The 12,395-nt window shown below is 65.9% G+C and carries 11 protein-coding genes; 3 read left to right on the forward strand and 8 right to left on the reverse strand.

Annotated features, from left to right (window positions below; genetic code table 11):
- Nucleotides 1-61 precede the first annotated feature (61 nt).
- The gene (locus SD72_RS04765; RefSeq protein WP_042543295.1) at nt 62-1,819 is read right to left on the reverse strand and encodes an acyl-CoA dehydrogenase; all 1,758 of its coding nucleotides are present in this window, start codon (nt 1,817-1,819) and stop codon (nt 62-64) included.
- A gap of 186 nt (nt 1,820-2,005) precedes the next feature.
- Between SD72_RS04765 and SD72_RS04770 the strand changes: the two genes are divergently transcribed.
- Nucleotides 2,006-2,683, forward strand: coding sequence for a TetR/AcrR family transcriptional regulator (locus tag SD72_RS04770; protein WP_042543296.1), 678 nt, complete (start codon nt 2,006-2,008; stop codon nt 2,681-2,683).
- Nucleotides 2,684-2,737: 54 nt separating this feature from the next.
- Here the strand turns inward: SD72_RS04770 and SD72_RS04775 are convergent, their stop codons facing one another.
- From SD72_RS04775 to SD72_RS04795, 5 genes are all read right to left on the reverse strand, one after another.
- Nucleotides 2,738-4,159, reverse strand: a complete 1,422-nt coding sequence (locus tag SD72_RS04775; RefSeq protein WP_042543297.1) for a Cpe/LpqF family protein — start codon at nt 4,157-4,159, stop codon at nt 2,738-2,740.
- Between the two features lie 126 nt (nt 4,160-4,285).
- Nucleotides 4,286-4,762 (reverse strand): Cpe/LpqF family protein, encoded by a 477-nt coding sequence (locus SD72_RS04780; RefSeq protein WP_042543298.1) that lies wholly within the window; start codon nt 4,760-4,762, stop codon nt 4,286-4,288.
- Between the two features lie 150 nt (nt 4,763-4,912).
- Complete coding sequence (locus SD72_RS04785) at nt 4,913-6,466, reverse strand: tripartite tricarboxylate transporter permease (protein WP_042543299.1); 1,554 nt, start codon at nt 6,464-6,466, stop codon at nt 4,913-4,915.
- 1 nt (nt 6,467) lies between these two features.
- Nucleotides 6,468-7,097 carry a tripartite tricarboxylate transporter TctB family protein gene (locus SD72_RS04790; RefSeq protein WP_042543300.1) on the reverse strand — a complete coding sequence of 210 codons (630 nt, stop codon included), beginning with the start codon at nt 7,095-7,097 and terminating at the stop codon, nt 6,468-6,470.
- A gap of 2 nt (nt 7,098-7,099) precedes the next feature.
- Nucleotides 7,100-8,128 (reverse strand): tripartite tricarboxylate transporter substrate binding protein, encoded by a 1,029-nt coding sequence (locus tag SD72_RS04795; protein WP_084766797.1) that lies wholly within the window; start codon nt 8,126-8,128, stop codon nt 7,100-7,102.
- Nucleotides 8,129-8,274: 146 nt separating this feature from the next.
- Here SD72_RS04795 and SD72_RS04800 point away from each other — a divergent pair, with 146 nt between their 5' ends.
- Both SD72_RS04800 and SD72_RS04805 read left to right on the forward strand, forming a co-directional pair.
- Entirely contained in the window at nt 8,275-9,555 is a 1,281-nt protein-coding gene (locus SD72_RS04800) for an ATP-binding protein (protein WP_232299646.1), read from the forward strand.
- Nucleotides 9,552-10,355, forward strand: coding sequence for a response regulator (locus tag SD72_RS04805; protein ID WP_232299647.1), 804 nt, complete (start codon nt 9,552-9,554; stop codon nt 10,353-10,355). The genes SD72_RS04800 and SD72_RS04805 overlap by 4 nt, the downstream gene beginning before the upstream one ends.
- A gap of 16 nt (nt 10,356-10,371) precedes the next feature.
- Here SD72_RS04805 and SD72_RS04810 read toward each other — a convergent pair whose 3' ends face one another.
- Both SD72_RS04810 and SD72_RS04815 read right to left on the reverse strand, forming a co-directional pair.
- A complete protein-coding gene (locus SD72_RS04810) occupies nt 10,372-10,869 on the reverse strand; it encodes a Cpe/LpqF family protein (protein ID WP_042543301.1) in 498 nt (165 codons plus the stop codon).
- A 140-nt stretch (nt 10,870-11,009) separates the two neighbouring features.
- Nucleotides 11,010-12,389, reverse strand: a complete 1,380-nt coding sequence (locus tag SD72_RS04815) for a Na+/H+ antiporter NhaC family protein (protein ID WP_042543302.1) — start codon at nt 12,387-12,389, stop codon at nt 11,010-11,012.
- Nucleotides 12,390-12,395: the final 6 nt, after the last annotated feature.

A 12,395-nucleotide genomic window follows, 5' to 3' on the forward strand; every position in this document is an offset into this window, starting at 1 on the left:
ACACGCACAGAAGCGCGCCTCCCGAACCACAAAGGCTCTGGAGGCGCGCCTCTGTTTTGGCTTACGCCCCGATCTCGCCAGCGGCGACGGTCTCAGCGAGCGCATGCACCTGTGCGAGGTGGTGCGCGCTGTAGAAGTCGGCCTCAGTGAGGCGGCGGGTGTCTTCTTCTGACAGCTCGGGGTGCGCGAGCACAGCGTTGACGATCGTCGCGTGCATCCAGCCTCCAACGAGCGTCGCGAGCATCTCCTGGAACGGGACGGATACCGCGAATGCATCGCGCGGGCTGGCGCCGAAGCCGAGGATCTCCTGCGTGGCGCGTTCTGCCGCGACAACCGCGCGCTCGGTGCGCTCAGCGAGGCGCGCAGCGACCGCATCGCCAGTGGCCGTGAGCGCGGTGAGCTGTTCACGGATCATCTCGAACACCCGCGCGACGGTCTTGCCGCCGTCGCGGAGCACCTTGCGACCAACGAGGTCATTCGACTGGATCGCCGTCGTGCCCTCATAGATGGGCAGGATCCGCGAGTCGCGGAAGTGCTGGGCCGCCCCAGTCTCTTCGATGAAGCCCATGCCGCCGTGAACCTGGACGGCGTCGGAGGACACGTGGACGGCCTGCTCGGTCAGCCAGGACTTCAGGATCGGCACGAAGAATTCGGCGAGCGCTGCGTTGCCGTCTTCGCCAGCACGGTCGTGAACATCGCCAACGAGAACTGAGAACGCGCGCATCGCAGAGATGCGACTCGACATCGAGAGCAGCAGGCGGCGAACGTCGGGGTGACCCGCGATCGGTGTGCCCTCCGGCAACCCAATGACGGCGCCCTGGAGGCGGGTGTGCGCGTAGGAGTAGGCACGCTGGTAGGCGCGATCGGCGACGCCGAGGCCCTGTACCCCGATCCCAACGCGTGCCTCGTTCATCATGACGAACATGCCGGTGAGGCCGTGATGGAGCTCGCCGACAAGGTAACCGGTCGACCCTTCAAACTGCAGCACGCAGGTCGGGCTCGCGTGAATGCCGAGCTTGTGCTCGAGCCCAACCGTCACCACCGAGTTGCGCTCGCCTGGGTTGCCGTTCGCGTCGAGGCTGAACTTGGGGACAACGAAGAGCGACAGCCCGCGGTGTCCCTCTGGCGCGCCCTCGGTGCGTGCAAGGACGAGGTGAATGATGTTGTCTGCGACGTCGTGATCCCCCCACGTGATGAAGATCTTTTGGCCGGTAACGGCCCAGCTGCCGTCGCCGTTGTCGCGAGCCATGGTGCGAACGGCCCCAAGGTCGCTGCCAGCCTGCGGCTCGGTGAGGTTCATCGTGCCGGTCCACTCGCCGCTGACAAGCTTCGGCAGGTAGGTGGCACGGAGTTCCTCGGTGCCATTGGCCTGCAGGGCGCGGATCGCGCCGTGGCTGAGCGCAGGGCACAGCGCGAACGCGGCGTTCGACGCGTTCCAGAACTCGGAAAGCGCCGCCGTCACTGATCCGGGCAGCCCGTCGCCGCCTGCGTCCTCAGCAACCGATGCCGACACCCACCCCGACTCGGCGAAGGACTTGTAGGCCGCGCTGAAACCGGTTGGAGTGACAACGTTGCCGTCAACGAGCTGCGCCCCGACCTCATCGCCGACGCGGTCGAGCGGTGCGAACACCTGCGCGGCGAATTCACCGGCTGCCTCCAATGCGTCGCCCGCGTCCTCTGCGCTGAGCGCGCCCGCAGTGGCCCGCGCAACGACGTCGGCTCCGAACGCCTCCCGCAGCAGGAAGGCGTACTCGCCGACCGGCGGAACATAGGTGCCCGCCTCGGGCACCGTCTTGGGGGCAAAATTCGCGATAGCCATACTCGACACTCCATCGTTGGTCGTCCAGGTGTGCGCGGCGCAGGTACACGGCGCGCGTCCCCAGAAGTATGCCTGAGACTGAGTCTCAAAGCAAGGCGAGAATGCAGCAATGGCGCGCTCAAATTACCGCCATGGTTGAAAAACATATGCGGCACCGCGTCTCACCCCTGTGCTAACTTTGCCCACATGACCGACAGCGCAGCACCACACGGCCCAGACGGGTCCGCCTCCCCGCAAGCGACCGCGGTGCGCTATCTCACCGAGCACGGATACGAGCAGACAACGACGAGTAGCCTCGCTGACGCTATTGGCATGAGCCGCAGCACGTTCTTCCGCCGGTTTGGCAGCAAAGAAGATGTGGTTTTCGCAGACCACGATCTCGCGCTCAGTCAGCTGCAGGAGCAGCTAGACAGCTCGACGCTCAGCGCGTCGGCAACCATCGCACTCGGAACCCTCGAGGTCTCCCGGGTACTCACCCGCGACCCGGTGACGGCGCGAATGCGCGCCCAACTGCTCAGAAGCACGCCGCTGCTGCGGGAGCGGGAGCTCGTCATCACGCACCGTTACGAACGCATGTTCCAGCGATACCTTGCCCGCGTTGCGCTGCCGGGAACACCCGACTGGGGTGCCATCGCAGCGGCTGCGGCCGTCGTCGCCGTGCACAACGCCGCACTGCGCAGATGGATGAAGTTCGGCGACGATCAGGCCTTTGGCGAACTGGAACGTGAACTCACCGCACTCATCGCGCGCTTCAGCCCGTGGTTCGGAGGAGAGCGCGACGCCTCGCGCGTTGTGGTCGCCTCGTTCGACGCAGCAACCGCACCCGAGGACGTGCTTCGCGCGATTGCGTCCGAGCTCGGCTAGCCCCTCCGTGAAGCAGCCAGCCAGGTGCGGTCACTGAGGGGCGAGCCCAACCCCCTACTCGACCAGCCGGAAGATGTCGCTCGCGAGCCCGACAAGGACTGGCGTCGCCTGGGCGATCTCTGCAGCCTGTGCAGCGTCCTCACCGGCGAACATGAGGACGACGGTCACCGCGGTCCCGTCTGTTTCGAGCACACGCCAGCTCCCGGCAAGCACGCCAACGTTGCCCCCTCCCTTGAAGGCGACGCCAGCCCGCTCCGTACTGTCGAACTGCGGCCCGAGGCCGGAGTTCGTACCAAGAATCGCCACGAGCTCAGGCTGCTCTTGCGACATCGCTGCCAGCTGGCGATGGGCCGAAGCAATGTCGGCCGGGCTCGCATACCATTCGATGTCGCGAGTCCACGGCGGTTCCGCCATCTCCGACATCGCCACGGACGCTTGAGTTGGCGTGACGGTCAGCGGGAGTTCGCCGATGCGGTTGAGCATGCTCCGTCGTTCACCCTCATCGGCCGTTGGCCACGCCTCGCCCAGCCCACGTAGCTCGGCCGCGTCTGCTGCGCCGCTCAACCCACCGTACGACAGCTGAAACGCTTCCCTCGTGGTGAGCATCGGACGCATCACCCCTGGGGCACCGTGGCGAAGCTCCTTCACCGCTTGCTCAACACGATCTCGCCCAACAGTCCGCATGAGCAAATCTGTCGCGGTGTTGTCGCTGATCGCGATCATCTGTGTGGCCGCCTCGAGCACGGTCACGGCCGTTCCCACTGGCTCGTCCTGCAGCGTCCCCGTCGGGAGGCTGCGGTCGCCCTCGCTGAGGCTGAGCGTGTCTTCCCAGCTCAGGCCCCCAGCGGCAACCTCGCCCGCGACAGCGGCAAGCACATACAGCTTGAACATCGACCCCAGCGGGGCGATCTCGTCGGCGCCGATGCTCAGCACCTCGGTTTCGCCCGCGCCGGACTCCCGGAGCACCAGTGCCCGCACGTCGGAGTCGAAGGCCCGTATGCGCTGCTCGACCTCCGCGAGCGAAGCCGATGCCTGCCACTCGTCACCTGCCTGGCCGAGGAACATCTCGGTGATCATGCCGTCGGCGTCAACGGCAAGGTCGAGGGCAAACGGCTCGCCGACGGCGCCAGCGAACACCGCGCGCGCGGTTCGCTCATCCCGCTCCTCGTAGCTCGTCGCGATAAACGGCCTAGCGGGGCGAATGGAAGCCGCAAACAGTTGGACGATCTCCTCAGCAGGCACCTCGGCGAGGAACTCCTCATGGAGCCTCGCAGCGATGTCGCCCGCTGACGGGTCCGCGTCGGCATTGATCATCTCGTGCACCCAGCGCACTTGGCTGCCGACGGGTGACCGGGGAATCTCGACGCTGTGCGCCGCGTCCGCCACACCGGCCTCCGGCTTCACAGCGCTCCCGCCACTTGTGCATCCCGCGAGCGCGACAACGGATGCGAGCACCAGGCCCAAGAGCGCGGCCACGCGGCCACCTCCTCGCGAAACCAAACCGCTACAAACCCCCGCGCTTGCCATTGCCTGCCCTCTCAATACCGACGTACCCAATACACACACCCGGAAGTCTCGGGTTCTCCGAATCCCAAGAACGCGTCACGGGGCTGTCGAGGTGAGCAGGCTACCGATCTCCCCATCATCGTCGAGGATGAGCTGGACTTGCAGTTGCCCGCCGACCGTGCCCTCGATGATCGCAACCCCCGTACGCTCGTCTGGCGCATCGTACGAGGCAACCTCGAAGGGTGCCGCCGGGCGGATTACCGCATTTGTCTGCGCGAGGAAGTCGGGAACCGGCACGAGTTCGAGGAAGTCGTCTGCGAACATCTCCTCGATTTCGGCAGCCGCCGGGTCTTCGGTGGAGTTGAACACGTCGATCACCCAGCGCATAGCCTCACCGGCCGGCGTCTGCGGGATCGCCGCCGACTCCGATTCGGTGGCCGCCCCCGCCGGCTCCGCAGCTTGCCCTGTGCAGCCGGCGAGTGCGAGTGCCGCCGCAACGACGACGACAAACGGCGCCGCAGCTCGCGCGCGGCGCCGCGGTCGGACAGCCGGGTAATCCTGATGAACACGCATTCGTAGCCTCGCCTTCACAAAGTTATGCGCAACAACCGTAGCTCAACACCCTTACTGTATCGGCACCCACGAACGCCACAAGCCCCGCGGCGCGAACTGACACTGGGTCGTGACGTTCGCGGCGCGGGGCTCGACAGCACCCGGCTACTGCTACGGCGTGCGCACCTCAACGGGAGGTGCCTCGGCGGCGACCCGATCCGCAACCCGTGCCGCTCGTCGCGCAACAAGGCGACCACGGATGGCGAAGCCAAGGACGAGCACGAGCAGCCCGTAGAGCACCAAGACGATCGGGCCCTGCACGAGCACAGAGAAGTCTCCGTTGCTACTCATCGCGGCGTCGCGCAGGCTCGTCTCAGCGAGCGGCCCGAGGACCATGCCGATAATGAGCGGAGCGAGCGGGAAGTCCAACGCGCGCATGAGGAACCCGACAATTCCGATGCCCAGCAGCATGAGCAGGTCGAACACAGACCCGGAGGTCGCGTAGATCCCGAAGGCGCAGAATACGGTGATGCCCGCGTAGAGGTACGGGCGCGGGATGAGCAGGAGCTTCGCCCACAGCATCGCGAACGGCAGGTTCAGGATGAGCAGCACGACCATCGCGATGAAGAAGCTCGCAAGGAGCGCCCAGACCAGCTCTGGCGCTCGTTCAAAGAGCAGCGGGCCCGGCTGCAGGCCATACTGCCTGAAGGCGGCGAGCATGATCGCTGCGGTCGCCGAAATGGGGAGCCCAAGCGCGAGGAGTGCCCCCATTGCCATACCCGTTGTGGAGTTTCCTGCGGCCTCTGGCGCCGCAAGGCCACGGATGGCCCCCGTTCCAAACTTCGGCTTCGCCTTGCGGCCATCGAGACGCTTCTCGAGCCCGTACGCGAGGAACGTCGGAATCTCTGATCCGCCGGCGGGAATCACGCCGAAGGGCAACCCGATCGCGGTGCCGCGCAGCCAGGCCGGCGTCGCTTCCTTGAATTCGGCGCGCGACAGCCATGGCCGACCCTTCGGCCGAATGATGCCCTTGTTTGAGACGTGCCGCTCCAGGCAGGCAACGTAGATGACCTCGCCGAGCGCGAGCACAGCGACGGTCACCGTGACGAGCGAGATGCCGTCAAACAGGTTGGGCGAGTCCATGGTGAACCGCGGGGCACCCGACACGCCATCAACGCCGACGACCGCGATACCGAGACCGATGAACAGTGCTGCGAGTCCCTTCACCGCGCTGTCGGTCACCACCGAGGACGTCGCTGCGAACGCGAACACCGCGAGCGCGAAGAACTCAGCCGGGCCGAACTTCGTCGAGAAATCGGCGAGCACAGGTGCGAGGAACACGACCACGATCGAGGCGATGAAGCCTCCGATGAAGGCGCCAATTGCTGCCGTAGCGAGCGCCTGCGCAGCCTTGCCCCGCAGCGCCATCTTGTGCCCCTCGAAGGTGGAGGCAATGGCAGAAGCCTGACCGGGGGTATTCATGAGAATGCCCATGGTTGAGTCGCCGAACAGTCCACCAAAGTACACGCCAGCGAACATAATGAATGCCGCAGTCGGTTCGAGCGAGAACGTCACAGGCAGCAGCAGCGCGACGGCCATTGACGAGCCAAGCCCCGGCAAGACGCCGACGGCCGTACCCAGCAGACACCCGACAAACACCCACACCAGATTTTGCCAGGTCAGCGCGCCCGCGAAACCCTCAGCGAGAAGTTGCAGTGTTTCCATCTCAGAACCCCCAACCCAGTACGCCCGAGGGAAGAGACATCCCAAGCAGCATGTCAAACGCGATATAGACAATGGAGCTCACCGTGAACCCAACGATCAGGCTCGCGATCGGCTTCTGCGCACCGAAGCCCCGTGAGACGCACCAGAACAGCAGCGCTGCCGCAATGACCCAACCGAGATAGGGCAGCAGGAGGGCAAACGCAAGGAACGAGAGAACGACCCAGGCGAGTGAGCGCCAGTCGATCCCCACGGCGCGGCGGGTGACCGCCGTGCCGTCGCCGGAGTCCTCCGCGGCAGCAAGCAGGTCGAACCCGTCACCCTCGTCGCCGCCGGCGACCCGGTGCAACGCCGGCTCGGGCTTTGCCGCGCGGATCGCCGCCAGCGCCAGCAGCACCGCAAAGAGCAACAGTCCGGCCGCAATAATGGCCGGGAAGAACCTCGGCCCGGGAAACGCGGTGCCCTCTGGGACCCGCATCGTGATCATGCCGACCGCGAGGTAGGCAGCGAACACCACGAGAAGCGCTGGCATCGTGAGCCCCTTGAGGAGCTCCGTTCGGCGCGAATCTCCTGCTGCGAGCGAGATCTCCTCGCCGACAACCGCGGACATCGCGGTGGGGTTATTTGACTGCATGGCTAACCCATCTCTTCGTAGAGTCGAGTGATGCGGGCGCGCTCGTCAGCGAGGAACTTCGCGACGTCTGGCCCGGTCATCACCTGCTCGGTCCAGTAGTAGCGCTCGACAGCTGCCGCCCACTCGGGCGTTGCGAGCGTGTCCTCGACAAGTTCCGTGAGCTGCGCCGTCTCCTCATCCGAGATGCCAGCCGGGGCCGCGAGCATTCTCCAGTTCGCGAGTGTGATGTCGAATCCCTGTTCACGCGCGGTCGGAATGTCGATCCCCTGGATCGGCTCCTCAGCAACCAGTGCGAGCGCGCGCAACCGGCCCGACTCGATTTGGTCAATGTTGTCTGGGTATCCGCCCGTCGCTGCCTTCGCGGTTCCGTTGAGCAGCGCCGACACCGCTTCTCCCCCGCCGTCTGAGGAAATGTAGGTCGTGTCGACCGGGTTGATCCCTGCGGCGAGCGCGAGGTCGGTGACCACGAGCTGATCGAAGGAGCCGCCGCCCGTCCACGGGATTGCTCCCGGGTTGTCCTGCCAGGCCGCGACGAGGTCTCCGAGAGTTTCAAAGGGAGAATCCGCTGGCACGACGATGACGTCGTACTCCTCGAACAGGACAGCGAGCGGTGTCACGTCATCGAGCGTTGCAGCCGAGTTGTATTGGATCGTCGCTGCGAGCAGCCCGGTTCCGCCGACGAGCATCGTGTTCGCGCGTCCCTCGAGCCGCGACATGTTGCCGAGGGCGATCGTGCCGCCCGCACCCGGCATGTTCACTACCTGCACGTTCGCGACGAGACCGTTGGCGCGCTGCGCCTGCTGCATTTCGCGTGCGACTGTGTCCCAGCCGCCGCCCGCCGCCGCCGGCGCGACGATCGTGAGCGACGAGTGGATGTCTTGGCCTGCCGTTGCCGAGCTGATCGACCCGAACGATGCAGCGCCGATGGCGGTCACTGCGACCAGTGCGCCGATGATTCGCGCGACTGCGCGTCTTCGCGGCCGGTGTACCGGCTGGTCCGGTGGCGAGCCAGGGGGCTCGGACGCGTTCATGTGAGCGTTCTCCACTGCTTCACTCCTTCGTGAGGGCGCGAGGTTGCGCCGTGTGTACGCATCAAGATGGCAGCATTCGCGCCGGCACCAGCCAATTCCTCGCTTTAACCTCATTGATGCTCACGGAGCGGATCGTGGCGTGCCTCTTGGAACGTTTAGACTGGGTCGGCGACGAGGAGGTGGCAGGGATGAGTGTTGGGATGACACCGCGCAGTGTGCGGTTGGCGATGCTGTTCCTCCCTACCCTCATTGTGGTTGTCGCTGTTGGCCTCACGGCGAGTATTGCGGCGAGCGTGCAGGAGCGGAGCATCAGGGATACGACCGCTGAGCGGGTGTCCGATGTCGCGTCGAGCCTTGCGGAGCTTGCGCAGGTGCGGAGCGCGCTTGCGCTGGTTGAGGTGGATATGTCGGCCGCGATTGCCGAGCTGCAGCCCCTGGCCGACGTGATTGAGCGAGCGGCGGGCGTTGACTACGTCGTCATCACTGACGAGCGCGGTATTCGTGCGACGCATCCGACTCCCGCTGAGCGAGGCCGGGAGGTGTCGACCGACAACTCAGCTGTGCTGGCTGGCGAGACCTTCCTTGGCACAGAGACGGGGACTATTGGTCCGACGCTGCGGGCGAAGGTGCCGGTGCGGGACCCTGCCGGTGAGATCATCGGCACGCTCTCGGTTGGGATTCTTGAGAGCCGGATCGCGGCGGACGCTTCCGAGGCGTTCGGGCGGTTGCTTCCGTGGGTCATTGGCGCCCTCGTTGTTGGGACGCTCGCGAGTTCCGCGATCGCGGCTGTGCTCGAGCGGCGCTTTCGCAGATTGGATGAGGCTGCGCGCGAGGCTGCGGAGCTGCGGCGCACAGCAGCTGCGCTGCAGGAGCAGTCGCACGAGTTCCTCACGAGGCTTCACGTGATCCACGGGCTTGTCTCGCACGGTGACGTCGACGACGCGCTTTCGTACATCGCGGGCGTTGCCCCGCTGACGAGCGGCGACCCGCACGAGGGCTTGAGCGAGCAGCCGCTGCTGCGTGCCACGGTGGACGCGTTGCATGCCGAGCTGCGCGCGCTGGGCGCTGAGCTGCACGTTGACATCGCGGTGACCACTGAGGTTGATGAGGAGACTACCCTCGTACTCACCAACCTGTCGCGCAATGCTGGCGAGGCTGGGGCGACGACGGTTCACTGCTCGCTCGTGGAGCGGGACGGGTGGTTCCTCGGCGAGGTGAGCGATGATGGTTCAGGCATAGCCGCTGCCGATGCCGAGCGGGTGTTTGCGCGCGGCGTGACGACGAAACACGACGTGTCTGGGCACGGCAGGGGTATTGGGCTCGACCTTGTTAGGCGCACCGTTTCTGGCCGCGGTGGCAGTGTTGAGCTCGGTCGAGCGGCGCAGGGCGGCGCGCGGTTCCGGTTCGAGATGACGGTGCCGCAGTGAGCGTCACGGCGGCGACCGTGACGGCAGGTAGTTCTCGCCCAACGCGCGCGCAGGATATTCGCATTCTCGTCGTTGATGACGACCCTGGCGCACGCTTGCTCCACAGCCGCTTCGTGGCGCAGGCCGATGGCTTTACCCTCGTCGCCGCGGTCGGCACCGGCCTTGCGGCCGTCGGGCACGGGATCCGTGGGGGTGTGGATCTTGTGCTGCTCGACATGCGGCTGCCCGATATCAGTGGCGTCGAGGTACTCAACCGGCTGCGCACGCTGGGTGAGCACTCCCCCGACGTGCTCGTCATCAGTTCTTCGCAGGATCGGGTGACCGTGCGACAGGCGCTTGCGGGTCACGTCGTCGGGTACCTGGTGAAACCGTTCACCGAGAGCGCGCTGCTCAGTCGGCTCGCAACCTACGCTGCGGAGCGGGCGACGACGACGGGCAGCAGCACAGGGTCGCGCGAGGTTCCCCTCGCCCAGGGGGAGATCGATCAGCTGTTGTCGACCGGCAGGATCACTGTGCAGCACACGCGGGGAGCCCCGCTGGCGCCGATCGTGCCGACGTGGCCGGGCTCACTCCCGAAGGGCATCTCGCAGGTCACGCTCGACCGGGTGGTCGCGGCGCTTGACCCGGTGTCGCCGGTCACTGCGCGCGCGCTCGCCACCGAACTGTCGATCTCGCTGGCAACGGCACGACGATACCTCGATTATCTCGAGGAAACGGGGGCGATTGACCTCGCGCACCGCTACGGCATGCGTGGACGCCCCGAGGTGCTGTATCGGAGGGTCCCGCCGCCAACGCTCTAGCGCGGCGAGGATTGCGCTATTGCGCCGGAGCGGGGCGAACGAGCATCTCTGAGATCGTCCCGTCTTCCTCCACCCGCATCTCGAGCGACAGCGAGTCGCCGGAAGCACCGGTGATGCGAGCCGCGCCAAGCACATCGCTCACGTCTTCGTAGCCCGTAACGACGAAGGGCTTTCCCGGGCGCACGCCAGCGTTCATCTGCTCGGCGACCGTGTCCAATGGGGCTTCCTCAGTGAAGCTTTTCGTGAACCTGCCAGCCAAGTCCTGCGCCGTGATCTCCGAGTCGGCGTTGAGCAGGTCAACCATCCATTGGATCTCGATGCCGGCGGTCGTCTGTGGCAGCGTGACCGCCGCCGCCGGTTCGCTCGGTGCCTGATCCGTCGACCCCGCCGGTGCGCCCGGTGTCGACGCACAGCCGCTGAACAGCAGCCCCGCAGCAAGCGCGAGCGCGCCCGCCGCGCCGAGCCTGCGCACTCCAGGCCGAATGTGGTGGGCGACTGCGGTGCTGACCTGCATGGAAACCTCCGGTGGTTGAACGACTGGTGTCTTCTAGCAACCTACCAAGCGAGCAAGCGCCACGCGACCGGGCAGGGTGCCCCGGCCGCCTGGCGACGGCTGGGGCACCCTGCCCGCGCGGGGACGCTCAGCCCAGAGCGCTATCCGTTGAAGGAGACGTAGCCAGCGATGAGGTACGCGATGAACGACAGCGCAGCGGCGAGGCCAGCGTAGGGCAGGATCGACAGCATGAGGTTCAGCGGCTTCACCCCAACCGACTTCGACGCGAGGATCATGCCGTCGCCGTAGAGGCAGGTCGTTGACCCGAGTGCAGCTCCGGAGAATACGGCAGCGCCGGCGAGTACGGGATCCACTCCGACAGCGATCGCGAGGGGCAAAACGACGGGCGTGATCACGGCGGCGAGGTCCCAGAACGCGCCCGTCGCGTACGCGTAGAGGCCGCAGACAAGGAACACGATTGCTGGCAGCAGCGCCCCGTTCATCACGGGCTCGGTCGCCCCAATCACCCACTCGGCGAGCTGCAGGTCCATGTTGATCTGCTGCACCATGAATGCGAGGACGAACAGCACGATGACGTAACCCATGCTCGTGATGCCCTCGAACGCCTGCTCCGCGACATCCTTGAGGGTGAGGCGGCGCTGGACGAGATACAGGATGATCGCGACGACGACCGCAGCGGCAGCGCCCTTCACGATGTCGACCTCGGTGAGAATCGTCACGGTAATGAGCGTCACGATCGGGATGAGGAAGTTGAAGGGCAGCGGCCTACTGCTCTCGTTGCCGTCCTCCGCGAGCTCGAACGCTCGCTCCTCCGCGGTGAGCCCTGCTGGCAGCGGATCGCCGGTGCGGTCTGCGCGCTCCTGCTCGCGCTTCAGGGGGCCGACGAGCGGGAGCACTCCGAGCGCGAGCAGGAGGCCGATCGCGAGCGCAATCCAGCCGAAGAAGATGTACGGAAGCCCGGCAATGTATGCGCCGAAGCCCGAGCCGTTGACGGTGACGCCGTCCTGTTCAAGGAGAGCGGCGAAGAAGATGGCCCACGTGGAGAACGGGATGATGATGGCAATCGGGGCAGACGTGAGCTTCACGACGGAGCCGACGAGGGTGCGCGGCACGTTGTATCGGTCGGTGACGCGTTTCATGGATGTGCCGACCGTCAGCGCATTGAGGTAATCGTCGATGAAGAGTGCAATCGTCAGCAGCCAGGTGAGCAGCAGTGACTTCCGCCTGGTGTTCACGAAGCGCTCGGTCCAGCGCGCGAAGTCATTCACCGCGCCTGAGGCGTTGAAGTAGGCGATGAGGATACCGAAGAGCACCACCACGAGTACGAGCCAGTGCACGGTCTCGTTCGAGAGGGAGGAGCCGACGAGACCGACGAGGGAGTCGAAGAACCCCCAACCGCCGACGAGGATAGCGCCGACGATGGTGCCCGAAAAGAGCCCGAGGAGGGCTCGTTTGGTGAGCACCGACACGACGAGGACGGTGATGACTGGCAGCAGTGCCAGTGCGGTGTTTTGGACCACGGTGGC

Source organism: Leucobacter komagatae (genome assembly GCF_000834055.1).
In the GTDB taxonomy this organism is placed as follows: Bacteria; Actinomycetota; Actinomycetes; order Actinomycetales; family Microbacteriaceae; genus Leucobacter; species Leucobacter komagatae_A.

Coding starts and splice junctions, on each gene's coding strand:
- SD72_RS04765 (WP_042543295.1), bottom strand. CDS start 1,819: ATGGCTATCGCGAATTTTGCCCCCAAGACGGTGCCCGAGGCGGGCACC.
- SD72_RS04780 (WP_042543298.1), bottom strand. CDS start 4,762: ATGCGTGTTCATCAGGATTACCCGGCTGTCCGACCGCGGCGCCGCGCG.
- SD72_RS04790 (WP_042543300.1), bottom strand. CDS start 7,097: ATGCAGTCAAATAACCCCACCGCGATGTCCGCGGTTGTCGGCGAGGAG.
- SD72_RS04810 (WP_042543301.1), bottom strand. CDS start 10,869: ATGCAGGTCAGCACCGCAGTCGCCCACCACATTCGGCCTGGAGTGCGC.
- SD72_RS04785 (WP_042543299.1), bottom strand. CDS start 6,466: ATGGAAACACTGCAACTTCTCGCTGAGGGTTTCGCGGGCGCGCTGACC.
- SD72_RS04795 (WP_084766797.1), bottom strand. CDS start 8,128: ATGAACGCGTCCGAGCCCCCTGGCTCGCCACCGGACCAGCCGGTACAC.
- SD72_RS04770 (WP_042543296.1), top strand. CDS start 2,006: ATGACCGACAGCGCAGCACCACACGGCCCAGACGGGTCCGCCTCCCCG.